This window comes from Ramlibacter montanisoli, assembly GCF_013087525.1.
In the GTDB taxonomy this organism is placed as follows: Bacteria; Pseudomonadota; Gammaproteobacteria; order Burkholderiales; family Burkholderiaceae_C; genus Ramlibacter; species Ramlibacter montanisoli.
The window spans coordinates 3,127,628-3,148,559 of the sequence record NZ_JABFCS010000001.1; the positions used below are offsets into that span (position 1 = coordinate 3,127,628).

Sequence of the window (20,932 nt, forward strand, 5' to 3'; positions counted from 1 at the left end):
GCTTCAGAGGTACTTGGCGATCACCGCCGCCAGCATGCTCAGGAGGATGGTGGAGGTGAGCGGGATGAACATCTCGCGGCCGAACAGCTTGAAGCGGAAGTCGCCAGGCAGCTTGCCGAAGCCCAGCTTCTGCAGGGCGGGCGTGAACCAGCTGATCAGCACCAGCGCGAGGAAGACGACGATGATCCAGCGAATCATGGGTGCTGCCAGTGTGCCTGCATTCTCAGAGGGCGTGGGTGCGGTCGCCGTGGCGGAAGCCGATCGCGTGCCAGAACGGCCCGCGCTGGAAGGCGATCACCTTGAACAGCTCGCCCATCTCGTGCTCCGCCACCAGCCGCTGCGCAGCCACCTGCTCCTGGATGGACACCGCCTCCATGCGCTCGCCGATGCCGCAGTTGACGAGGAAGCGGCCCTGCGTCGCGTAACCCAGCGTCGGCAGGCCGGCCTCCTGCGCAGCCAGCGCGATGCCGGTGAAGTTGACGTGCGAGGTGATGTCCTTCTCGCCCGGCGTCTCCAGCGGGTCCGGGTCCGCCATGTGCCCGCGATGGCACATCAGCGTGCCCATGTGGCGCTGGGGGTGGTAGTACTCGGCCTCCGGGAAGCCGTAGTCGATGAAGAGGGCGGCACCCGCCGTCAGGCGTTCCGCCAGCGTGCGCATGAAGGCTTCGGCCTGGTGGTGGATCTCGGTGAAGTAGTCGTGCGTGCCGGAAGGCTCCACCGGCGGCCGCAGGTGCGTGAGCACGTCCGACCAGGCCAGCTGCCCGTCGCGCAGCGTGAGGCCGCGCTCGTGCCACACCATGTTCGTGCGCACCAGCAGCTTCACCGGCATGGCATCGAGCACCTCGTTGCCCACCACCACCCCCGCCATGTGTTCCGGCAGTTCGCTCACCCAGTGCACGCGGCCGGCGAAGGCGGCCAGCGCCTGCTGCTGGCGCTCGCGCAGGGTCGCCGAGAGTTCAACGATGGTGTAGCGCTGCACCTGCGTGTCGTCCAGCGCCTGCAGCAGCTCGCGCGCCAGCGCGCCCGAGCCGGCGCCGAACTCCCAGACCTCGTGGGTGCCGGTGTGCTGCAGCGCCTCGGCCACCTGGGTCGCCAGGCACTGGCCGAACAGCCGGCTCATCTCGGGGGCGGTAGTGAAATCGCTGCCGCCGCCCGGCATGGTGCCGAACTTGCGCGAGGTGTTGGCGTAGTAGCCCAGGCCCGGGGCGTACAGGGCCAGCGCCATGAAGCGGTCGAACGGCAGCCAGCCGCCCGACCGGGCGACCTGTTCTGCGATCAGTTTCTGCAGCGCGCTCGTTACACTGGGTGCATGTGGTTCCACCCGCCGATTGTCCGCCAATGAGCAGCGCCGCAGGCCGCACCGTGCTGGTGACCGGCGCCGCCCGGCGGCTGGGCCGCAGCATCGCGCTGGACCTGGCCGCGGCCGGCTGGCAGGTCGCGGTGCATTACCGCAGCTCCGCGCCCGAGGCCCAGCAGACGGCGGCCGAGTGCAGCAAGCACGCACCGGCCCAGGCCTTCGAGGCCGACCTGGCCGTCGACGCGCAGGTGCAGGGGCTGCTGCCGCGCGTGATCCAGCGCTTCGGCACGCTCGATGCGGTGGTGAACAACGCCTCGCGCTTCGAGCACGACGATGCGCAGACCTTCACGGCGGCCTCGCTGGCGGCGCACGTCGCGTCCAACACCGCGGCGCCCATCCTGCTCGCGCAGGCGCTGCACGCGCACCTGAAGGGGCGCGGCGCCAGCGGCTGCATGGTCAACCTGCTCGACCAGAAGCTGTGGAACCCGAACCCCGATTTCCTGAGCTACACGCTGTCGAAGGCTGCACTGGAAGCGGCCACCACCCTGCTCGCCCAGGCGCTGGCGCCGCAGCTGCGGGTGGTGGGCGTCGCGCCCGGCCTGACCCTCACCAGCCACATGCTTTCGCAGGAGAAGTTCGAGCAGCTGCACAAGCTGTCGCCGCTCGGGCGCTCCTCGACGCCGGAGGACGTGGCGCATGCGGTGCGCTTCGCGCTGGAAAACGCGGCCATCACCGGCACCACGCTGCTGGTGGACGGCGGCCAGCACCTGATGAAGTTCGACCGCGATTTCTCGCTGATGTGACATGAGCAAGGCCGGCACCCAGATCCTCACCCTCGAAGGCCTGCGCTTCGACGCCAACCTCGGCATCCTCGACCACGAGAAGAGCGCGCCGCAGCCGATCCTGGTCGACGCCGAACTGAACCTCGGCACGCAGCCGCTGATGCCCAGCGACGACGACATCACGCACGTGCTGGACTACCGCAAGGTGCGCCGCATCATCATCGACGAGTGCACGGCGGTGCACGTGAACCTGCTCGAGACCCTGATCGGCAGCTCGCGCACCGCCTGATGCAGTTGCCCGGCGTGCTGGGCGTGCGCGTGCGGATCGTGAAGCTGGAGATCTTCGAGGACTGCGAAGTCGCGATCCGGGTGGAAACGGGTCAGTGGTAGAGGCTCCTTGATGCAACCGTGTCAACCGCACACGGTCGCGCTACGCGCATCCAGATGATGTGACGGTGCTCGCGGCAACTGCAACAAACGCGCGCAAGACGTCGCGATGAAGCGGTTGCGACAACGCCCGCTTACGAGCAGCGCCTCATGCCGCGGTACACAGGCGGTCCCTGCAACAACCACCCAGTGGATCAAGGACCATCGCTTGAAGAAAACCACCATCGCCTTCACCGCCGCCCTCGTGGCGGCTTCCGCTTCCTTCGCCCAGGTCGACCTGGGCGCCGGCGCCAAGGCAGGCACCGGCGCCACGGTGACGCTGCCCGCGCCCGCCACCGACAAGGCTTCGGCGAGCACGGGCGTCGGCACGGGCGCCAGCGTCCAACTGCCCGCCCCCGCGGCGGAGAACGGCGCGAAGACCGAAGCGGGCGTCAAGACCGATGCCGCGGCCGAAACGAAGAAGGCCCCCGACGGCAAGGCCCAGGCCGGCAAGGCCAGGAAGAAGTCGACCACCGAGCTGGGCGCGGGCGCTGCCGGCAGTGCCGGTGGCAGCACTTCCGTGAAGTAAGCGTCCCCGGACGCGGGGATCCGGTGGCTGCGCAAGCCCCGGGTCCCCCTTGGCGTTAAGAAAACGCTAAGCGCATCCCTGAATCATTGGCACCCAAGGAGTTGCCAATGATCCGAACCAAGCATCCCACCCTCTTGCTCTGCATCGCGCTGGCGATGGCAGCAGCAGGCGCTGCCGTCCACGCGGCCACGCCCCAGGAGCTCGCCGCAGGCTACACCGCCCAGGCGGGCGCACCCGCTGCCGCCACCCGCGGCCAGCAGTTCTTCACGGCCAGGCACGGCAAGGAATGGAGCTGTGCCACCTGCCACGGCACGCCCCGCCCACCCAGGCGGGCAAGCACGCTTCCACCGGCAAGGCGATCGGCGCGCTGGCGCCCGGCTTCAACCCCGAGCGCTTCACCGATGCAGCCAAGGTGGAGAAGTGGTTCCGCCGCAACTGCAAGGACGTGGCCGGACGCGAGTGCACGGCGGGCGAGAAGGCCGACGTGATGGCCTGGCTGATGACGCTCGGGAAGTGAGGACACCATGCACGCCACCTTGAACTCCGCATCCCGCACGCCGCAACGCCTGCGCGCCGCCGCAGTGCTGCTCGCCGCCTTGCTCGCCGCCGCCACGGCCAGTGCCGACGGCGACCGCCGCGCCTCCGTGCCCCTGCTGCCCAAGTACGCGTCCGAATGCGCCAGCTGCCACGTCGCCTATCCGCCGGGCATGCTGCCGGCGGCCTCCTGGAACCGGCTGCTGCAGGACCTGCCGCGCCATTTCGGCACCGACGCTTCGGTCGACGCGGCGACGCAGAAAGAACTGACGCAATGGCTCACCACCCACGCGGGCAGCTACAAGCGCGTGCGCGAGGTCCCGCCCGAGGACCGCATCACCCGCTCGGCCTGGTTCGTCCGCGAGCACCGCGAACTGTCCCCCGCCACCTGGCAACGTCCCATGATCAAGAGCGCCGCCAACTGCGCGGCCTGCCACACTGAAGCCGAAAAGGGAGATTTCGATGAACACCGTGTCCGCATCCCCCGCTGAACGCCCGCGCACCCTGGTGTGGGACGCGCCCGTGCGCGTGTTCCACTGGCTGATGGTCGTGTGCTTCGCCGTCGCCTGGCTGTCGGGCGACAGCGAGCGCTGGAAGCTCGTGCACATCACGGCCGGCTACACGATGGCCGGGCTGGTGGCCTTCCGCATCCTGTGGGGCCTCATCGGCACCCGGCATGCCCGCTTCGCCGATTTCGTGCGCGGACCACGCGCCGTGTTCGCCTACCTCGGCTCGCTGCTGCGCCGCCAGCCGGAGCACCACGCCGGGCACAACCCCGCCGGCGGCCTGGCCATCCTGGCCTTGCTGGCCCTTGCGGTCCTGATCACCGCCACCGGCTGGGCGAACTACAACGAGCTGAGCGGCGAATGGCTGGAGGAGGTGCACGAAGCCCTTGCCACCGGCATGCTGGCACTGGTGCTGGTGCACGTCGCCGCGGTCGTCGTCAGCAGCCGGCTGCACCGCGAGAACCTGGTCGCCGCCATGGTCCACGGCCGCAAGCCGGTGCCGCCGCGCGAAGGGATACGGGCCGCCTGGCGCAGCATCGCCGCCGTGATGCTGGCCGCGGTGCTGGGGTTCTGGTGGCTGCAATGGCAGTCGGCGCCGGTGGACATCGTCAGCGGCACGTCCACGCTGGAGGCCGGCGGGGACGACGACTAGGATCCCCCATGCGCATCCTGCTCGCGGAAGACGACTCCCTGCTCGGCGACGGCCTGCAGTCTGGCCTGCGCCAGCACGGCTTCCAGGTGGACTGGGTGCGCACCGGCGACGCTGCGGAGCGCGAGCTTCGCAGCGGCGCTTATGCGGCCGCGGTCCTGGACCTCGGCCTGCCCCTGAAGGACGGACTGGACGTGCTGTCGGCCCTGCGGGCGCAGGGGCTGCGCACGCCAGTCCTCGTGCTCACCGCGCGCGACGCCGTGCCGGACCGCGTGCGCGGCCTGGATCTCGGCGCCGACGACTACGTGGTCAAGCCCGTGGACCTGCACGAACTGGCGGCCCGCCTGCGGGCGCTGGTGCGGCGCTCGCACGGGCAGCCGCAGGAAGTGCTGAAGGTGCAGGACATCGAGCTCGACCCGGCCGCGCACACCGTGCTGAAGGCGGGGCAGCCAGTCTCGCTGCCGTCGCGCGAGTTCGACCTGCTGCACGCCCTGATGCTCAATGCCGGGCGCGTGCTGTCACGCGAGCAGCTCGAGCAGCACCTCTACTCCTGGGGCCGCGAAGTGGAGAGCAACGCCGTCGAAGTGCACGTGCACCACCTGCGCCGCAAGCTCGGGGCCGACCGCATCCATACCGTGCGCGGCGTGGGCTACACGCTGCTGCGCGAGGCGCCCGCGTGCTGAAGCGCCCGGCCTCGCTGCAGGGACGCCTGCTGCTGCTCGTGCTGGCGACCTCGCTGGCCGTGTGGCTGGGCACCGCCGTCATGACCTGGCGCGACGCCAGCCATGAACTCGACGAACTGCTGGATGGCCACCTCGCGCAGGCGGCCGCCCTGCTGGTGGCGCAACAGGCCGGCGAGCACGACGACGACGAACGCATCGACGCGCCGGCCCTGCACCGCTATGCCCCGCGCGTGGTGTTCCAGGTGTTCCACGAAGGACGGCTGGCCATGCGTTCGGCCAATGCGCCGGCCGAGCCGATGGTGGCCGGCGCGCGCAAGCTGCAGGGATTCCACACCGTCGTCATGGCGGGCGAGCGCTGGCGCGTGTTCGCCACCCGCGGCGCGGAGAACGACGTGCAGGTGTTCGTGGGCGAGCACGAGCGATCGCGCCGCTCCATCCTGTGGGCGGTCCTGCGCAGCACGATGTGGCCGGTCGCCTTCGCCCTGCCCTTGCTGGCGCTGGCCGGCTGGTGGGCGGTGCGGCAGGGCGTGCGACCGTTGCACGCCCTGGGCGGCACGCTTGCGGCACGGAAGGCAGGCGACCTGCAGCCGGTGCAGGTCGCCGATGCCCCGTCGGAAATGCAGCCGATGCTGGACGCCCTGAACGCGCTGTTCGTCCGCATCGGCGGGCTGCTGGAAGGCGAGCGCCGCTTCACCGGCGACGCCGCCCATGAACTGCGCACGCCGATCGCGGCGATCCGCGCGCAGGCGCAGGTGGCCCTGGGCGCCGGCGATGCGGCGCAGCGCCGGCATGCGCTGGAGGCGACCCTGGCCGGCTGCGATCGCGCCACCCGCCTGGTGGAACAGCTGCTGACGCTCGCGCGGCTGGAAGCCGAGGGCGCGGTGCTGCAGGAGCGCGTGGACCTCGGCCAGGTCGTGCAGCGAGTGGTCGCGGAGCTGGCGCCGGCCAGCCTGCAGAAGCAGCAAGCCCTGGAGTTCGATGCCGCCACCGCCTGCACGGTGAGCGGCGACGAGACCCTGCTGGCCGTGCTGGCGCGCAACCTGGTGGACAACGCGATCCGCTACAGCCCGCGCGGAGCACGGATCGTGGTGCGGGTGGAGGGCGGCAGCAAGGAGATCGCGCTGTCGGTGGAGGACAGCGGACCCGGCCTGCCCGCGGAGGATCTCGGGCGGCTGGGGCAGCGCTTCTTTCGCGTCACCGGCTCGGAGGCGGTGGGCAGCGGCCTGGGCTGGTCGATCGTGCAGCGCATCGCCGCCGCGCACGGCGCGCGCGCGCAGGCGCAGCGCTCGCATGCCCTGGGCGGCCTGGCCGTGCGCCTGGAGTTCCCGGGCGCCGGCGCCGCGCCTACAGGCGCCAGAGCTTGAACACCAGCACCCGCCGGTCGGTGGGGCAGATGCGCGAGACCGAGCGCCCCACGTGGGGCGGATCCCCCTCGACGAAGACCACCCCGCCCCGGCCGCGGCATCACCGCCGCCGAGATCTCGTTGTCCTCGTCGAAGAACAGGGTCTCCCCGCCCAGGCCACGTTCCACTCCCGGTTGCAGTAGACAAGGACGGTGATGTGGCCGCTGCGCTCCGCCTCCGCGGCGATGTCCTGGTGGACGCGACCTTCCGTGCCGAAGGTGTTGGCGCTCAGCATGCACTCGTACAGGCGCACGCCGTGGTCGAACGTGGCCTTGATCGCCTCCCAGCACTCGGTGATCGGCTGCAGGCTGGGGTCGAGCCCCTGCAGGTCCGGTTCCACGTCGGCGCTGTACGGTTCGTCGGAGAACGCCACGGGGTAGTACCAGTGCATGTCCAGTTCATGGGACCGGAAGCGCTCCCAGCGGTTGAGGAAGTGCATCGGCATCCAGGACACCGCCTCCACCACGCGCTTGCGCAGTTCGGGGCCGATGACGTGGTCGTCGACCCGCACGTTGGCTGCGAGCAGCATGGCCCCTCAGCGTTCGATGGCGTCGCCGCAGGTGCCCGAGCTGAGCGGCAACCCGACCTTGTGCGGCAGGCGCACGCGCTGCACCGCCGCCCAGCGGTCGCGCCCGCTGGCGCTCCGGCTTTCCTCCGCCTTGGGAATCGGCGGTTCGGCGATGCGCGTGACGGGGGAGCGCTTGCGGCTGGTGACCTGGTCTTTCATGGTGGTTCCTTTCAGGGGAAGGGGTGGGGGAAGCGGGCGGCGGCCGGCACGCGCGGCACCATGCCGAGCGGTTCGCGACCGTAGCCGAAGGAGATGGGGAGCAGGCCGGGAACGAGCGCCTTCACGGCCGCCAGCGAGCTGCGGCCCTGGTCGATCGAGGCCTGCGGAGGCGTGATGTCGACCGCCAAGGGCCTAAGCCCGCCGGAGGCGAGGCGGGCGCAGAGGGCCTCCACGCCTGCTGCGGAGAAGTCGGGTGGCAGGCCGCGCGAGCCGCGCGCGCCGCGGGAAAGAGCACGGCATCGGCCCGCCGGAAATGCCGCCGGCAGCCGTAGAGTTCGAAGTGGTGCTCGGGCGTGGCCACCTGCGCCGCGTGGCGCACGTGCCCGCGGTGGCCGTGCAGCCACGCGTACACCCGCGCCTCCGTCTCCTCCAGCGCGCCCAGCAGCGCGGCTTCGAAGTTTTCCTTCGCCGCGGTGCCCATGGTCGTGAAATGCAGCGATTCGTGCTGCGCCGCGACCAGCGCCACGTGCGCCCAGGGCGAGTCCAGGTGCTGCACGGCGATGCGGCAGCCCGCCGCCTCCATCGCGGCCAGCCGCCCGCCCACCTGCGCGCCCAGGGCCGCGCGATCGAGCAGCCGCCCCGGGCGCTGGCGCAGCCAGTGGCGCATGAACGCGTCCCGCTCGACCACCTCCAGCAGGGCGCGGTGTGCCGCTTCCTCGCGCGTGCGTCCGGCGGCGCAACCGGACGAAGACACCTGCGTACAGGGTGGCCCCGCGGCATGTGCATGTCCCAGCGCTTCGAGGCTGGTCCGCGAGAACACGAGTTCGGCGAGCACGTGCACGTCCCCGCCGTCGGCCAGCTGCGTCCCCCGCGTCCAGCAGTACGCACGGGCGGGATCGAAGGGCACGAAGGGAAAGCCCGCGCGCGCGTGCTGCGCATCGCTGTAGCGCACGACGGAGCGAGGATCGATGGCGTTGGGCAAGTCGGCCATCGCGGCGACGCACACCCCGCGCGGCGCGCGGAAGCCCTCGCGTTCCACCGCTTCCGCCGCGGCCTTCACGTAGGCGAGCCAAGGATCGGCATCGCGTCCCCAGGTGTGCGGGCGCTCCTCGCCCGCCGTGCGCACGCGCGCCCGGGCCAGGTGGAAGGGCAGCGCGTAGCGCTCCGAGCTGGAATCCACCCAGGCGAACTCGAGGTCCGGGGCCTGCGCGCTGCGTTCCACCTGGGCCGGGGTGGGTGCAACGCCGAAGATCCCGGAACCCAGGACGGCATCGCCGCCGAGGCGGCACAGCGAAGCGACTGCCTTCTCGTCATAACCGCCGATGGTGGCGAAGGCCATGCCCAGCTGCGGTGCCGTGAGCCCCGCGTTGTGCAGCGCTGCACCGGCCTCCATGAACAGGTACTGCAGGGCGCGATTGCGATAGCGCAGCGCCGCGGCCTCGCCATCGGCGGTGACGAACACGGCGCCGGTCGCACCCTGGAGCTCCCAGGGTTTGCCGAAGGCACGCGGCAGCAGCCCGCCTTCCGATGCGACGCGTTCGAGGGCCACGGCCTTTTCCGCCGGATAGAGGACCCGGTACACGCCAGGCGCATGGCGGCCCACCGGCCGGCGCAGCACCAGGTGCACGCGCAGCAGGTGCATCCCTCCGGCCGATGCCAGCGTGCGCCGGGGAGCGACATAGCCCACGCGCTCGTGCCGCGTGCTCACCACGCCGGCGATCGACCATGCGAATTGCAGCAGTGCCTCCTCCGCCACCGGGGCGTCGTCGAAGGTGTAGGTGGACACGCGCTCGGCGAACAGGGGAGAGAGCGGAGCCCAGGGCACCTCGCGCGTGGCGGCGGGCCGCTTCCCCGGCGCGCCGGATGCGTTCCACAGGAAACGCCGGCAAAGCTGGTTGGTCACCTCCGCCGGCGCGACCAGCCCGACCGGGCTGCCCTGGTGCGCGTAGGCGGCGGCGTGCAGCGTCAGCAGGTTGGCGTCCACCAGTGCCCCCTGCGCCAGCAGGAAGGGCAGGAATTCGCGCAGCTCGGCGGAGTGCGCCAGCGGCGCCTGGGCGACCACCTCTTCCATCGTCCGCGTGCCGTCGCACAGCGCGTACACCTGCGCCAGCAGCGCGCGAGGCGCGCGGACCTCCACGTCGCGCGTGGCGGTGCGCACGGCCAGCCGCTGCCCCCGCAGCCAGGCAGCGCCGGCCAGCGCCGGACACAGGCGGGCGGGATCCGCCCGCGCTGCCTGCACCTCGCCCGGGATGGCGTCGTTGAACACCGCGTTGGGTTGCCGGGGCATGCGCGTCATTGCCGGACGGATCCGAAGAGCGAGGAGAACATCGGGTCGTAACCGTCGGGCGGCATGAGCGGGTTCGAATTCATCTCCAGCCACCACACCTGGCCGTCGGCATCCACCACCCCGTCGACGGCGTAGAGCACCGGCACGTGGTACCGCTCCATCAGGTCGCCGCCCACCGCCGCGCCCATGCGCTCGATGCTGGCGCGCGCGGCGGCGGGCAGGTCCTGCAGCTGGTTGTCCGAGCTGCCGCTGGGGGCCTCCGGCTGGTACGTGCGGCCGTAGCGGAAGTCGATCCAGGCCTCGCGCCCCGCGGCCAGCACCTGTGCGGGCGAGAGGCCCTGGAACGCCAGGCTGTCCGCCAACAGCGGATGGTCGCGGGACAGCGCGAACGCCTCCGCGGACACGCCCAGGCGCCCGGCAGCCAGCGACTCCAGCGTGGACACCCCGTCGCCGCGGACGGTGGGCCAGGCCTGGCAGTGGGCGTAGAAGGCGGCATCGCCCCAGTACCAGACCTTCAGGCTGCGGCCCTGGATGAACTGCTCGGCGTACGGCGTTCCGGTGGGGCCGCCCGGGCCCAGCGACGGCGGCGGCGTCCGGACCTGGGTGGCGCCCTGGCGGTAAGGGCCGGTGATCTGGTCGCCGAAGGAGCCCACCGAATGTTTCAGCAGGAAGTCGCCCTGGGGCGACTCCGCTGGCCAGGTGGCTGGAACGCGTTCCCCGGCTGCGGTGGCGAAGCGCTTGAACACCAGCTTGTCGCTGGACAGCTCCGTGCGAAGCGCGGTGTAGGGCAGCCAGCCGATGAAGCCCGTGACGTGCTCCACCAGCATTTCGCTGTGGAACAGGCGGCCCTCGCGCTGGCCCAGGAAACGGGGATGGAAGCGATAGAAGCGGTTGCGGCACTTCACCTCGAGCGCGAAGCTGCGCAGGTCCATCTGCACGTCGGCGCCGGCGGCGTCGGCCCAGGCCTTGACGGAGCGCATGTGGTTCAGGGTGATCGCGATGTACGACATGGCTCCTGCTGGCTCGCGTGTCGGAGGGCGCCGATCTTCCCGCCGCCCGCCGGCCCCGTCACCGGAAATATTGCACCGCGTCCCTTGCCGTCCACCGCTTGCGCCGGCACGCTTCGTGCCGCAATGCGAAAATGGCGGCATGAGTGCCGTCTGGATCGAGAACGACCCCGCCCCGCAGGAGGCCGACCGCCGCATCGAGCGCGAGAACCACAAGCTCGAAAAGCGCCTGTGCCGCCTGGTCGGCCAGGCGATCGGCGACTACAACATGGTGGTCGAGGGCGACAGGATCATGGTCTGCCTGTCCGGCGGCAAGGACAGCTACGCCCTGCTGGACGTCCTGCTGAAGCTCAAGGCGCGCGCCCCGGTCCATTTCGACCTGGTCGCCGTCAATCTGGACCAGAAGCAGCCCGGGTTCCCGGAGCACGTGCTGCCCGAGTACCTGAAGAACCTGGGCGTGCCCTTCCACATCGAGGAGCAGGACACCTACTCGATCGTCAAGGACAAGATCCCCGAGGGCAAGACCATGTGCAGCCTGTGCAGCCGGCTGCGCCGCGGGATCCTGTACCGGGTGGCGGACGAACTGGGCGCGACCAAGATCGCCCTGGGCCACCACCGCGACGACATGCTGCAGACCCTGTTCCTCAACATGTTCTTCGGCGGCAAGTTGAAGGGCATGCCGCCCAAGCTGGTGTCCGACGACGGCCGGCACATGGTGATCCGGCCGCTCGCTTACGTGAATGAGAAAGACCTGGTGCGCTGGGCCGAGGTGCGCCGGTTCCCGATCATTCCCTGCACCCTGTGCGGCAGCCAGGAAAACCTGCAGCGCAAGCAGGTCGGGGCGATGCTGAAGGACTGGGACAAGCGTTTTCCCGGTCGCCTGGACAACATGCTCCACGCGTTACAGAACGTGGTGCCGTCCCACCTGGCGGACGGAACACTCTACGATTTCAGGAATCTGACTGCCAGCGGCGTCGCCGACCCGGAGGGCGACCTGGCCTTCGACCACGAGGAATTCCCGGTGGCGGGCGCCCTGCCCGCCCTGCAGGTCATCAAGTTGTGAGGCGCCCGGGCGCCTCGCGTTGGGAGGTGTGATGGTGCGATTCGCCCGTTTCTTCATGGCTGCCGCCGCGGCAGTCCTCGTGCTGGCCGGTTGCGCCAGCACCTACAAGCTGGACAACCAGGTGCAGTCCTTCTCGCACCTGCCGGCCATGCCGGCGCAGCCGAGCTACCGTTTCGAGCGCTCGCTCTCGCAGCAGGCCGACCCGGCCCAGCAGGCCCTGGAAGCCCTGGCCGACCCCGCCCTGCACCGCGCCGGGCTGCGCCGGGACGACTCGGCGCCCCGCTACAGCGTGCAGGTCTCGGCCCGCACCGAGCGCTCCGTCTCCCCTACGCCGACCCCTGGGGTCCCTGGGGCTGGGGTGGCTGGGGCGTCGGCCTGGGCGGCCGCCACTTCGGCCTGGGCATCGGCGGCCCCTGGCCCCGGGGCGACTCCTACTGGTTCCATCGGGAAGTGACGGTGATCGTCCGGGAGCTGGCCAGCAACCGGGTGGTGTACGAGACCCGGGCGGTCAACGACGGGCCCTGGCTGGACAACAACGCGGTACTGCCGGCCATGTTCGACGCCGCCATGCAGGGCTTCCCGAATCCGCCGCCCGGACCGCGCCGCGTGGACATCCAGGTCGGCCGGAACTCCTGAGCCAGGCGAAAAACCGGTTTGGATTCCGTAAAGCGCTCCATACAATGGGGCGCATGGACGCCACTCGCATCATTGCCGTGCGGCATGGCGAGACGGCCTGGAACGTGGACGCACGCATCCAGGGCCAGCTCGACATCCAGCTGAACGACACGGGGCGATGGCAAGCCCGCAGGGTGGGACAGGCGCTGGCCGCCGAGCAGCTCACCGCCATCTACTCCAGCGACCTCGGCCGCGCGCACGAAACCGCGCGCGCCATCTCCGATGCCGCCGGCATCGGCGTGGTGGCGCATCCCGGCCTGCGCGAGCGGCGCTTCGGGATGTTCGAGGGGCAAGACCTTCGACGAGATCCACACCAACTGGCCGGACCACGCCCACAACTGGAAGAAGCGCATCCCCGAGTGGGAGCCGCCGGAAGGCGGCGAGTCGCTGCTGCAGCTGCGCGAACGCGTGACCCGCACCATGCGCGACCTCGCCTCGCGCCACTACGGCGAGCAGATCGCGGTGGTGGCGCACGGCGGCGTCCTCGATACGTTGTACCGGATCGCGACCGGACAGGAAGTCAACTCGCCACGCACGTGGCAGCTGCCCAACGGCGCGATCAACCGGTTGCTGTGGACGCCCCAGGGCTTCACGCTCGTGGGCTGGTCGGACACGCAGCACCTGGAACATGCATCATTCGACGAAAACTCCTCTTTCTGAGGACCTCAAGCGGCTGATCGGGCAACCCGTCTCCGCCATCGACACCCCTCCCTCGTGGTCGACCTGGAGGCGATGCAGCGCAACCTGCACCGCATGGCCGACTTCGCCCGCAAGCGCGGCCTGCGCTGGCGCCCGCACGCCAAGATGCACAAGAGCTCGGCCATCGCCAAGCTGCAGATGCAGGCCGGCGCGGTCGGCGTGTGCGTGCAGAAGACGGGCGAGGCCGAGGCGATGTTCGCCGGCGGCGTGCACGACATCTACATCAGCAACGAGGTGGTGGCACCGGCCAAGCTCGCCCGCGTCGCCGACCTGGCGCACCAGCTGGCGGCCGAGCGCGGCCAGCTGGCCATCGCGGTGGACAGCATGGAGGGCATCCGCCGGCTGGCCAACGCGATGGACGACAGGCGCCGCGGCGGCGCGGCGGCCATCATCAACGTCTTCGTGGAGATCGACGTCGGCCAGGGCCGCTGCGGCGTGCGTGCCGGGCGCACCGCGGCCGAACTGGCGCACGAGATCCGCAGGCACCCGGCGCTGCGCTTCGCCGGCCTGCAGGCCTACCACGGCAAGGCGCAGCACCTGCGCACGCCGCAGGCCAGGCGCGACGCGATCGCCACCGTGGTGCAGGACGTGCTGTTCACCAGGAAGCTGATCGAGGCCGACGGCGTGCAGGTGCCGCTGGTCACCGGCGCCGGCACCGGCAGCCTGGTGTGCGAGGCCGCCAGCGGCGTCTATGGCGAACTGCAGGCCGGGTCCTTCCTGTTCATGGACGCCGACTACGCCGCCAACGAGCGCGACCCCGCGCAGCCGGCCTTCGAACATGCGCTGTTCGTCAAGTCGCAGGTCATGAGCTCGGGGCTGCTGCACGCCGTGTGCGACGCCGGCCACAAGAGCCACGCCATCGATTCCGGCCTGCCCAAGGTGCTGGCCCTGGAGCCCACGGGCGAACTCGAGTACCTCAATGGCGGCGACGAGCACGGCATCCTGAAGCCCACGGGCGGCAACCAGCGGGTGCCGCGCCTGGACGACACCGTCTGGCTGATCCCCGGCCACTGCGATCCCACCGTCAACCTGCACAACCACCTGGTGGGCGTCACCGGCGGGCTGGAGCACGGCAAGGTGGACAAGATCATCCGGGTTGATGCCAGAGGCGCGCTGACCTAGCCCGCGGGAAAATGGGGACATGAAACTGTCCCCGAGCCAGGTCATCGTCCTGGCCACGCCGGTCTTCTTCCTGCTGATCGCCGTCGAAGTCGCGTACGGCCGCTGGCGTGGCCGCAACACCTACCGCCTGAACGATGCCATCAACAGCATCTCGCTGGGCATGCTCAGCCAGATCAGCGCGGTGCTCACGCGCCTGTTCCGCGTCGGCATCTACACCGCGGTCTTCTCCTGGGTGTCCTTCTGGCACAACGACGCCTTCTGGACTTCGCCGGTGGGCTGGCTGCTGGCGCTGGTGTTCTACGACTTCTGCTACTACTGGCTGCACCGCGCCGGCCACGAGGTGGCGGTGTTCTGGGCGGCGCACGTGGTGCACCACCAGAGCCAGGACTACAACCTCTCCACCGCGCTGCGCCAGACCAGCTCGGGGGCGCTGCTCGGGTGGATCTTCTACCTGCCGATGGCCATCGCCGGCGTGCCGCCGCTGGTGTTCGGCGTGGTGGCGCTGATCGACCTGCTGTACCAGTACTGGGTGCACACCGAGCACGTGGGCAAGCTGGGCTGGTTCGACCGCTGGTTCTGTTCGCCGTCCAACCACCGCGTGCACCATGCCGTGAACGACGGCTACCTCGATCGCAACTACGGCGGCATCCTGATCGTGTGGGACCGCATGTTCGGCAGCTTCGAGGAGGAAGGCGAGAAGTGCGTGTACGGCACGCGCGCGCCGCTGGCCAGCTGGGACCCGCTGTGGTCGAACTTCGAGGTGTACTGGGCGCTGGCGAAGGACAGCTGGCATGCGCGCTCCTGGGCCGACAAGCTGCGCGTGTGGTTCAAGCCGCCGGGCTGGCGGCCGGCGGACGTCGCCGAACGCTTTCCCAAGCCAGCGTTCTCGCTGGAGCGCATGGAGCGCTACCACCCGCCGATGTCGAAGGCGATGGCGTGGTTCGCCGGCGTGCAGTTCGCGCTGATCCTCGGCGGCGTTGCCGTCTTCCTGTGGCACGCGGACCGGCTGGCCGTGAGCCAGTCCGCCGTGTGGCTGGCCGCGCTGACCGCGGCGCTGTGGGCAGTCGGTGCCGCGATGCAGGGCCGCATCGGCATGACGGAAGTGCTGCTGATCGAAGCGGCAGCGCTGGCCACGGCGGCGTCGGCGCAGGGCTGGACCGAGCTGCATCGCCTGTTCAAGCCGCTCGCCATGCTGCTGGCGATCGCCTTCGTGGCGAGCCGCCCGGGCTGGCTGCGCACGCAGCGCACCTTCGACCTGAAGCTGCTCGCCGCGCTGCTGCTGTGCCTGGCAGGCGACGTCTTCCTCATGTTCCCCGGCTACTTCATCCCGGGGCTGGTGAGCTTCCTGGTGGCGCACCTGTGCTACCTGGCGCTGTTCGCGCAAGGCGTGCGCTGGTTCCCGAGCGGGCGCGTGCTGCTGGCCACGCTCAGCGTCGCCGGGCTGATGTATGCCTTCCTGTTCCCGCACCTGCAGCCGGTGCTGAAGGTGGCGGTGGCGGCCTATGCCCTCGTCATCGCGCTGATGGCGGCGCAGGCGATCGGCCGTGCGCTGGTGCTGCGCGACGCGGCCGCCGTCGGCGTCGCGGCCGGCGCGGGCTTCTTCATGCTGAGCGACGCGCTGCTGGCGATCAACCGCTTCGCGCAGCCGCTGCCGATGGCGGCGTTCTGGGTGCTGGCGACTTATTACGTGGCGCAGGTGCTGATCGTGCGGAATGCCCGGCCGGCGAGCGCCGTAGGCTGGGGTGACGCCAGGAGCCCCAGCGCTGCACCGGACGCTGGGGTTCGCTCCGCTCACCACCAGCCTACCGGCTGACCGGCTCGTCCCGCGCGATCTTCCCGTCGATCAACTCCACCAAGCGATCGCAGCGCGTCCCCAGCCGGGGATCGTGTGTGACGATCACGAACGAGGTGCCGCGTTCGCGGTGCATGCGGCGCAGGTGCGTGAACACCTCGTCGGACGACGCCGTATCGAGGTTGCCGGTCGGCTCGTCGGCCAGCACCAGCGGCGGCTGCAGCACCAGGGAGCGCGCGATGGCCACCCGCTGCTGCATGCCGCCGGACAGTTCGGAAGGCTTCTTGTCCATGGCGGCGGCCAGTCCGACGGCGTCCAGCAGCCCGCGCGCACGATCCCGCTCGGCCCCGCTCACGCGTCCTTCGCTCATGAGGATGGGCAGCGTCACGTTCTCCAGCGCGCTGAAGGCCGGCAGCAGGTGGTGGAACTGGAACACGAAGCCCAGGGTGCGCCGCCGCCGCAGCGTGAGCTCCGCTTCGCTCAGACCGCCGACCTCCTCGCCCTGCAGCCGGTAGCTGCCCGAGGTCATGCGATCCAGCAGGCCGAGGATGGTCAGCAGCGTGCTCTTGCCGGAACCCGAGGGGCCCATCAGCGCGACGAACTCGCCGCTGGTGACCCGCATGGAAACGCCGTGCAGCACCTCGGTCTCGTTCGGCAGGCCGACGTTGTAGCTTTTTCGCACGCCCTCGAGGACGACCAGTTCCTCGCTCATATGCGGATGGCCTGCGCGGGATCCATCGCCGCCGCGCGCCGCGCCGGCATCACCGCCGCCAGCACGCCGCAGGCGACCGCCAGCACGCCCAGTTGCAGGGCGAGCGACAGCGGCAGCCCGATCACGAACAGCGGCTGCCCATCGCTGCCGCGCACGAAGTGCGTGAACAGGAAGATCATCGCCCGCGCCAGCAGCAGGCCCAGCACCGCGCCGGCCGCGCCGACCACGGCGCCCTGCAGCAGGAACACGCGCAGCACCTGCCCGCGGGTGGCGCCCATGGCGCGCAGGATGCCGATCTCGCGCCGCTTCTGCACCACCGACACCACCAGCACGCTGGCCATGCCCAGCACCACCACGATCACCACCACCACCCGGATCAGCATGGTGCTGATCGACTGCGCATTGAGCGCGGTCACCAGCTGCACGTTGCTCTCCTGCCAGCTCTCGATCTTGTAGGGCAGCTGGCGCCGAAGTTCCTCCGCCAGCGCCTGCGCGGTCCAGACGTCGCGCAGCCCGAGGTCCACGCCGGTGGCGCCGCCCGGCAGGCCCAGCATGTTCTGCGCCGTGCGCAGCGGCACGATCACGGTGCGGCGGTTCAGGTCCTTCACGCCCAGGTCCACCAGCGCCGTCACGCGCATGGGGTCGCTGACGGTGCCGGTCTGCACGGTCAGGCGGTCGCCGGGGCGCACGCCGAGGTCGCGCGCGAGCTCGCTGCCGACGATGGCTTCCCCGGCCCCAGCCGCGGCTCGCCGGCGATCACCTTGCCGCGCAGGCCGACGATGCGGTCGTAGCGCTCCAGCTCCACGCCCATCAGGGCGATCGCCTGGGTCGCCTCGCCGCGCAGCGCGAGCCCCGCGCCCGACACGATCGGCGACACGGCCGCCACGCCGGGATGCGCTTCCAGCAGCGGCACCAGCGCCTGCCAGTTCGCCACCGAGCGCAGGCGCTGCGCGCGCGGCTGCGTGTCGCTGATCGAGCGCTGGCCCGAAGGCAGGTCCATGGCGGGCGCCACCACGTCCTCCGGGGCCGCGATGGTGACGTGCGGCTGCGCACCCAGGGTCTTGGCGAGCGTGTTGCCCTGCAGGCCGCTGATCAGGGCGGAGATGTAGGCGATGACGGCGACGCCGGCGGCCACGCCGACGACGATCAGCAGGGTCTGCATGCGGCCTTCGCGCAGGAAGCGCATGGCCACCTGCCATTCGAAGCCCAGGCCCTTCATGGCTTGCCGCTACCGGCCCATGGCCTCGGTGATGCCGGAGACGGGATCGGCGTTGCCGCCGGCGCCGCGCCCCTGCGGCGAGCGCGAGGGCTGCCACTCGACCAGCTGCGTGCGCACGCGCGCGCCCGGCTTCAGCGTCGGCGACAGCAGCACCAGCTCGCCTTCGCGCACGCCGGAGACGACTTCCACCGCATCGAGCGTGCGCAGCCCGGTGCGCACCGGCCGTTCCACGGCGCGCCGGCCCTCGGCCACCAGCATGGCCTCGCCGGTCGCGCCCGTGCGCAGCCCGCGCGCGGGCAGCACCAGCGCGCGGTCGCGGCGCGCGGTCTCCACTTCGGCCGAGAGCGTCATGTCCTCGCGCAGGAAGGCCGGCGGCGGCTGGTCCAGGGAGAACTTCACTTCCACCGCGCCGCGCTGCGCATCCACTTCCGGCGCGATGCTGATGATGGTGGCGGCCAGGCGCTGTCCGGCGAAGGCATCAGCCATCACCGCCGCCTTCTGCCCCACGCGCAGCTGCTCCAGGAAGCGTTCGTCCACCTGCGCCACGATCTGCGTGGGGCCGCTGAGAGCGAGGCCCAGCAGGGCCTTGCCCGGTTGCACGATCTGGCCCGGCTCCACGTGGCGCGACAGCACGCGGGCCGGCGCCGGCGCGGTGATCACCATCTGCGTGAGGCGGGCGCGGGCCGCGGAGATCGCGGCGATGCCGGCCTGCCGCTGCGCGCGGGCGACGTCCACCGCGCGCTGCGCGTCGTCGCGGCGGGAAGCGCTGAGGAAGCCCTGCGCCACCAGCGCCTCGGTGCGTTCCAGTTCCGCGCGCGCCGCGGTCAGCGTGGCCTCGGCCTGCTTTTCGGTGGCGACCGCCTGCGCCAGCGCCGCCTGCAGTTCCTCCGACTCCAGTTTCACCAGCGGCTGGTCGGTGCGCACCTGCTCGCCTTCGCGCACCAACACCTGGTCCACCCGCGCCGTGACCGTGCTGCCCACCTCGACGCGCGAGAGCGTCGCCACCCGGGCGGAGAACTGCAGGGTGCGCACCAGGGGCGCGTACTTCGCGGCCACGGCTTCGGAGGCCGCGCCGCGCAGCAGGAACCAGCCGAGCGTGCCTGCCGCCACGAGCGCCACCACCAGCAGCGGCCAGAGCCAGCGGGCGCGGGGCAGGTGCGCTCGCATGCTGCTAGCCCTCGAAGAGGCTGCCTTCCGCGCGCGGGGGCGTGACGCCCAGGTGGCGGTACGCGGCCATCGTGGCGATGCGGCCGCGCGGCGTGCGCTGCAGGTAGCCCTGCTGGATCAGGTAGGGCTCGATCACGTCCTCGATGGTGTCGCGCTCCTCGCCGATCGAGGCCGCCACGTTGTCCAGGCCCACCGGCCCGCCGTCGAAGCGGTGGATGACAGCCTCCAGCAGCTTGCGGTCCATCACGTCGAAGCCTTGCGGATCGACGTCCAGCATGGCCAGCGCCTTCTGCGCGATGTCGCGGTCGATGCGGCCGGTACCCTTCACGTCGGCGTAGTCGCGCACGCGGCGCAGCAGCCGGTTGGCGATGCGGGGCGTGCCGCGCGAGCGTTTCGCGATCTCGCTCGCGCCTTCGGCATCCAGCGGCGCCTGCAGCAGGCCGGCGCTGCGATGCACGATCCGCGTGAGTTCCTCGGGCGTATAGAACTCCAGCCGCGCGACGATGCCGAAGCGGTCGCGCAGCGGGTTGGTCAGCATGCCGGCGCGCGTGGTCGCGCCCACCAGCGTGAAGGGCTGCAGGTCCAGCTTGATCGAGCGGGCCGCCGGCCCTTCGCCGATCATGATGTCGATCTGGTAGTCCTCCAGCGCGGGATAGAGGATTTCCTCCACCACCGGCGAGAGGCGATGGATCTCGTCGATGAACAGGACGTCGTTCTTTTCCAGGTTGGTCAGCAGCGCCGCCAGGTCCTTGGGCTTCTCCAGCACCGGGCCCGAGGTGGAGCGCAGGTTCACGCCCAGCTCGTTGGCGATGATGTGCGACAGCGTGGTCTTGCCCAGGCCGGGCGGGCCGAACAGCAACACGTGGTCCAGCGCCTCGCCGCGCTTGCGCGCCGCGCCGATGAAGATCTCCAGCTGTTCGCGCGTCTTGGCCTGGCCGACGTATTCCGCCAGGCCCTTGGGGCGCAGCGCGCGTTCCATGGCCTCTTCGGCCGGCGACACCGGCGCCGCGGACACGACGCGCTTGTCCGGCGGGGGAGCGAAGTCGTCGGTCTTGATGCTCATCGTGCCAGGGCCTTCAATGCCTGCTTGATGCCGTCACTGACGCTCGCGTCCTTGGGCAGGGACTTCAGCGCGGCCTGCGCTTCCTTGTCGCTGTAGCCCAGGGCGACCAGCGCCTGCAGGATGTCGGCCTGCGCATCGTCCACCACCCCGCCGCCCGGCAGGCCGAGGTCGGCCCCGACCTTGCCCTTGAGTTCCAGCAGCAGCCGCTCCGCGGTCTTCTTGCCGATGCCCGGGATCTTGACCAGCCGGCTCGCATCCTGCTGCGTCACGGCTTGCGCGATGTCCGCCACGCTCATGCCGCTCAGGAGCGCGAGCGCCGTGCGCGGGCCCACGCCCGAAATCTTGATGAGCTGGCGGAAAGCCTCGCGCTCGCCCGCGGAGCCGAACCCGAACAGGATCTGCGCGTCCTCGCGCACCACGAAGTGCGTGAGCAGCGACACCTTGTCGCCCACGCCGGGCAGGTTGTAGAAGGTGCTCATGGGGACGTCGACCTCGTAGCCGACGCCATGGCAGTCCACCAGCACCTGCGGCGGATTCTTTTCGGCCAGCGTCCCCGTCAATTTGCCTATCATTGCGATCCCTCTGACGGG

22 protein-coding genes and 4 pseudogenes are annotated in these 20,932 nt (G+C 70.7%); 14 read left to right on the forward strand and 12 right to left on the reverse strand.

Features of this window, described 5'->3' with window-relative positions:
• Window positions 1-3: 3 nt before the first annotated feature.
• A complete protein-coding gene (locus tag HK415_RS15385) occupies window positions 4-198 on the reverse strand; it encodes a DUF2905 domain-containing protein (protein ID WP_171560861.1) in 195 nt (64 codons plus the stop codon).
• A gap of 25 nt (window positions 199-223) precedes the next feature.
• Window positions 224-1,321 carry a class I SAM-dependent methyltransferase gene (locus HK415_RS15390; RefSeq protein ID WP_309246709.1) on the reverse strand — a complete coding sequence of 366 codons (1,098 nt, stop codon included), beginning with the start codon at window positions 1,319-1,321 and terminating at the stop codon, window positions 224-226.
• Between the two features lie 17 nt (window positions 1,322-1,338).
• On the opposite strand from HK415_RS15390, the gene HK415_RS15395 reads away from it, so the two are divergent.
• The 8 genes and pseudogenes from HK415_RS15395 to HK415_RS15430 all read left to right on the forward strand — a co-directional run bounded on the left by HK415_RS15395 (window position 1,339) and on the right by HK415_RS15430 (window position 6,770).
• Complete coding sequence (locus HK415_RS15395; RefSeq protein WP_171560864.1) at window positions 1,339-2,100, forward strand: SDR family oxidoreductase; 762 nt, start codon at window positions 1,339-1,341, stop codon at window positions 2,098-2,100.
• 1 nt (window position 2,101) lies between these two features.
• Window positions 2,102-2,469: pseudogene (locus HK415_RS15400) on the forward strand (dihydroneopterin aldolase).
• Window positions 2,470-2,674: 205 nt separating this feature from the next.
• Window positions 2,675-3,034 carry a hypothetical protein gene (locus HK415_RS15405; RefSeq protein WP_171560869.1) on the forward strand — a complete coding sequence of 120 codons (360 nt, stop codon included), beginning with the start codon at window positions 2,675-2,677 and terminating at the stop codon, window positions 3,032-3,034.
• 155 nt (window positions 3,035-3,189) lie between these two features.
• A pseudogene (locus HK415_RS15410) lies at window positions 3,190-3,551 on the forward strand (DUF1924 domain-containing protein).
• Window positions 3,552-3,558: 7 nt separating this feature from the next.
• A complete protein-coding gene (locus HK415_RS15415; protein ID WP_171560872.1) occupies window positions 3,559-4,059 on the forward strand; it encodes a diheme cytochrome c in 501 nt (166 codons plus the stop codon).
• Complete coding sequence (locus HK415_RS15420) at window positions 4,031-4,726, forward strand: cytochrome b/b6 domain-containing protein (protein ID WP_171560883.1); 696 nt, start codon at window positions 4,031-4,033, stop codon at window positions 4,724-4,726. Before HK415_RS15415 ends, HK415_RS15420 begins: the two co-directional genes overlap by 29 nt.
• An 8-nt stretch (window positions 4,727-4,734) precedes the next feature.
• On the forward strand, window positions 4,735-5,406 hold the full coding sequence (locus HK415_RS15425; RefSeq protein ID WP_171560885.1) for a winged helix-turn-helix domain-containing protein: 672 nt from the start codon (window positions 4,735-4,737) through the stop codon (window positions 5,404-5,406).
• Window positions 5,400-6,770 carry an ATP-binding protein gene (locus HK415_RS15430; RefSeq protein WP_309246710.1) on the forward strand — a complete coding sequence of 457 codons (1,371 nt, stop codon included), beginning with the start codon at window positions 5,400-5,402 and terminating at the stop codon, window positions 6,768-6,770. The genes HK415_RS15425 and HK415_RS15430 overlap by 7 nt, the downstream gene beginning before the upstream one ends.
• A gap of 100 nt (window positions 6,771-6,870) precedes the next feature.
• On the opposite strand, the gene HK415_RS15435 is transcribed toward HK415_RS15430, so the two are convergent.
• From HK415_RS15435 to HK415_RS15450, 4 genes are all read right to left on the reverse strand, one after another.
• A complete protein-coding gene (locus tag HK415_RS15435; protein WP_171560888.1) occupies window positions 6,871-7,338 on the reverse strand; it encodes a hypothetical protein in 468 nt (155 codons plus the stop codon).
• A gap of 6 nt (window positions 7,339-7,344) precedes the next feature.
• A complete protein-coding gene (locus HK415_RS15440) occupies window positions 7,345-7,536 on the reverse strand; it encodes a hypothetical protein (protein ID WP_171560890.1) in 192 nt (63 codons plus the stop codon).
• Window positions 7,537-7,657: 121 nt separating this feature from the next.
• Complete coding sequence (locus HK415_RS15445; RefSeq protein ID WP_171560892.1) at window positions 7,658-9,823, reverse strand: YcaO-like family protein; 2,166 nt, start codon at window positions 9,821-9,823, stop codon at window positions 7,658-7,660.
• Between the two features lie 5 nt (window positions 9,824-9,828).
• Window positions 9,829-10,833 (reverse strand): hypothetical protein, encoded by a 1,005-nt coding sequence (locus tag HK415_RS15450; RefSeq protein ID WP_171560894.1) that lies wholly within the window; start codon window positions 10,831-10,833, stop codon window positions 9,829-9,831.
• Between the two features lie 139 nt (window positions 10,834-10,972).
• Between HK415_RS15450 and ttcA the strand changes: the two genes are divergently transcribed.
• The 6 genes and pseudogenes from ttcA (at window position 10,973) to HK415_RS15475 (ending at window position 16,202) form a co-directional block, all read left to right on the forward strand.
• Window positions 10,973-11,893: a tRNA 2-thiocytidine(32) synthetase TtcA gene (ttcA, locus tag HK415_RS15455; protein WP_171560897.1), complete on the forward strand. Its 921-nt coding sequence runs from the start codon at window positions 10,973-10,975 to the stop codon at window positions 11,891-11,893.
• A 31-nt stretch (window positions 11,894-11,924) separates the two neighbouring features.
• Window positions 11,925-12,347, forward strand: coding sequence for a DUF4136 domain-containing protein (locus HK415_RS15460; protein WP_253261901.1), 423 nt, complete (start codon window positions 11,925-11,927; stop codon window positions 12,345-12,347).
• Between the two features lie 2 nt (window positions 12,348-12,349).
• Window positions 12,350-12,529 carry a hypothetical protein gene (locus HK415_RS25290; protein WP_253261902.1) on the forward strand — a complete coding sequence of 60 codons (180 nt, stop codon included), beginning with the start codon at window positions 12,350-12,352 and terminating at the stop codon, window positions 12,527-12,529.
• Between the two features lie 53 nt (window positions 12,530-12,582).
• Window positions 12,583-13,228: pseudogene (locus tag HK415_RS15465) on the forward strand (histidine phosphatase family protein).
• Window positions 13,197-14,389, forward strand: a pseudogene (locus HK415_RS15470) (DSD1 family PLP-dependent enzyme). The pseudogenes HK415_RS15465 and HK415_RS15470 overlap by 32 nt, the downstream one beginning before the upstream one ends.
• A gap of 19 nt (window positions 14,390-14,408) precedes the next feature.
• Window positions 14,409-16,202, forward strand: coding sequence for a lysoplasmalogenase family protein (locus HK415_RS15475; RefSeq protein ID WP_171560899.1), 1,794 nt, complete (start codon window positions 14,409-14,411; stop codon window positions 16,200-16,202).
• On the opposite strand, the gene HK415_RS15480 is transcribed toward HK415_RS15475, so the two are convergent.
• The 6 genes from HK415_RS15480 to ruvA are packed head-to-tail and all read right to left on the reverse strand — an operon-like array spanning window position 16,192 to window position 20,914.
• A complete protein-coding gene (locus HK415_RS15480) occupies window positions 16,192-16,893 on the reverse strand; it encodes an ABC transporter ATP-binding protein (protein ID WP_171560902.1) in 702 nt (233 codons plus the stop codon). The two genes, HK415_RS15475 and HK415_RS15480, sit on opposite strands and share 11 nt — an antisense overlap.
• Window positions 16,890-17,615 (reverse strand): ABC transporter permease, encoded by a 726-nt coding sequence (locus tag HK415_RS26445; RefSeq protein WP_373684656.1) that lies wholly within the window; start codon window positions 17,613-17,615, stop codon window positions 16,890-16,892. Before HK415_RS26445 ends, HK415_RS15480 begins: the two co-directional genes overlap by 4 nt.
• A complete protein-coding gene (locus HK415_RS25300; RefSeq protein WP_253261903.1) occupies window positions 17,561-18,112 on the reverse strand; it encodes a hypothetical protein in 552 nt (183 codons plus the stop codon). Before HK415_RS25300 ends, HK415_RS26445 begins: the two co-directional genes overlap by 55 nt.
• Window positions 18,113-18,121: 9 nt before the next feature.
• Window positions 18,122-19,279 carry an efflux RND transporter periplasmic adaptor subunit gene (locus HK415_RS15490; RefSeq protein WP_171560905.1) on the reverse strand — a complete coding sequence of 386 codons (1,158 nt, stop codon included), beginning with the start codon at window positions 19,277-19,279 and terminating at the stop codon, window positions 18,122-18,124.
• Window positions 19,280-19,283: 4 nt separating this feature from the next.
• A complete protein-coding gene (gene ruvB / locus HK415_RS15495; protein WP_171560910.1) occupies window positions 19,284-20,342 on the reverse strand; it encodes a Holliday junction branch migration DNA helicase RuvB in 1,059 nt (352 codons plus the stop codon).
• Window positions 20,339-20,914 (reverse strand): Holliday junction branch migration protein RuvA, encoded by a 576-nt coding sequence (gene ruvA / locus HK415_RS15500; protein WP_171560914.1) that lies wholly within the window; start codon window positions 20,912-20,914, stop codon window positions 20,339-20,341. The genes ruvB and ruvA overlap by 4 nt, the downstream gene beginning before the upstream one ends.
• Window positions 20,915-20,932 lie beyond the last annotated feature (18 nt).

Bases quoted from the DNA above. Each gene is read 5' to 3' on its own strand.
- HK415_RS15395 (WP_171560864.1), top strand. From the start codon at position 1,339: ATGAGCAGCGCCGCAGGCCGCACCGTGCTGGTGACCGGCGCCGCCCGG.
- HK415_RS25300 (WP_253261903.1), bottom strand. From the start codon at position 18,112: ATGAAGGGCCTGGGCTTCGAATGGCAGGTGGCCATGCGCTTCCTGCGC.
- HK415_RS15475 (WP_171560899.1), top strand. From the start codon at position 14,409: ATGAAACTGTCCCCGAGCCAGGTCATCGTCCTGGCCACGCCGGTCTTC.
- HK415_RS15385 (WP_171560861.1), bottom strand. From the start codon at position 198: ATGATTCGCTGGATCATCGTCGTCTTCCTCGCGCTGGTGCTGATCAGC.
- HK415_RS15440 (WP_171560890.1), bottom strand. From the start codon at position 7,536: ATGAAAGACCAGGTCACCAGCCGCAAGCGCTCCCCCGTCACGCGCATC.
- ruvB (WP_171560910.1), bottom strand. From the start codon at position 20,342: ATGAGCATCAAGACCGACGACTTCGCTCCCCCGCCGGACAAGCGCGTC.
- HK415_RS15490 (WP_171560905.1), bottom strand. From the start codon at position 19,279: ATGCGAGCGCACCTGCCCCGCGCCCGCTGGCTCTGGCCGCTGCTGGTG.
- HK415_RS15415 (WP_171560872.1), top strand. From the start codon at position 3,559: ATGCACGCCACCTTGAACTCCGCATCCCGCACGCCGCAACGCCTGCGC.
- HK415_RS15420 (WP_171560883.1), top strand. From the start codon at position 4,031: ATGAACACCGTGTCCGCATCCCCCGCTGAACGCCCGCGCACCCTGGTG.
- HK415_RS15450 (WP_171560894.1), bottom strand. From the start codon at position 10,833: ATGTCGTACATCGCGATCACCCTGAACCACATGCGCTCCGTCAAGGCC.
- HK415_RS15445 (WP_171560892.1), bottom strand. From the start codon at position 9,823: ATGCCCCGGCAACCCAACGCGGTGTTCAACGACGCCATCCCGGGCGAG.
- HK415_RS15480 (WP_171560902.1), bottom strand. From the start codon at position 16,893: ATGAGCGAGGAACTGGTCGTCCTCGAGGGCGTGCGAAAAAGCTACAAC.
- HK415_RS15425 (WP_171560885.1), top strand. From the start codon at position 4,735: ATGCGCATCCTGCTCGCGGAAGACGACTCCCTGCTCGGCGACGGCCTG.
- HK415_RS15435 (WP_171560888.1), bottom strand. From the start codon at position 7,338: ATGCTGCTCGCAGCCAACGTGCGGGTCGACGACCACGTCATCGGCCCC.
- ttcA (WP_171560897.1), top strand. From the start codon at position 10,973: ATGAGTGCCGTCTGGATCGAGAACGACCCCGCCCCGCAGGAGGCCGAC.
- HK415_RS15460 (WP_253261901.1), top strand. From the start codon at position 11,925: ATGGTGCGATTCGCCCGTTTCTTCATGGCTGCCGCCGCGGCAGTCCTC.
- ruvA (WP_171560914.1), bottom strand. From the start codon at position 20,914: ATGATAGGCAAATTGACGGGGACGCTGGCCGAAAAGAATCCGCCGCAG.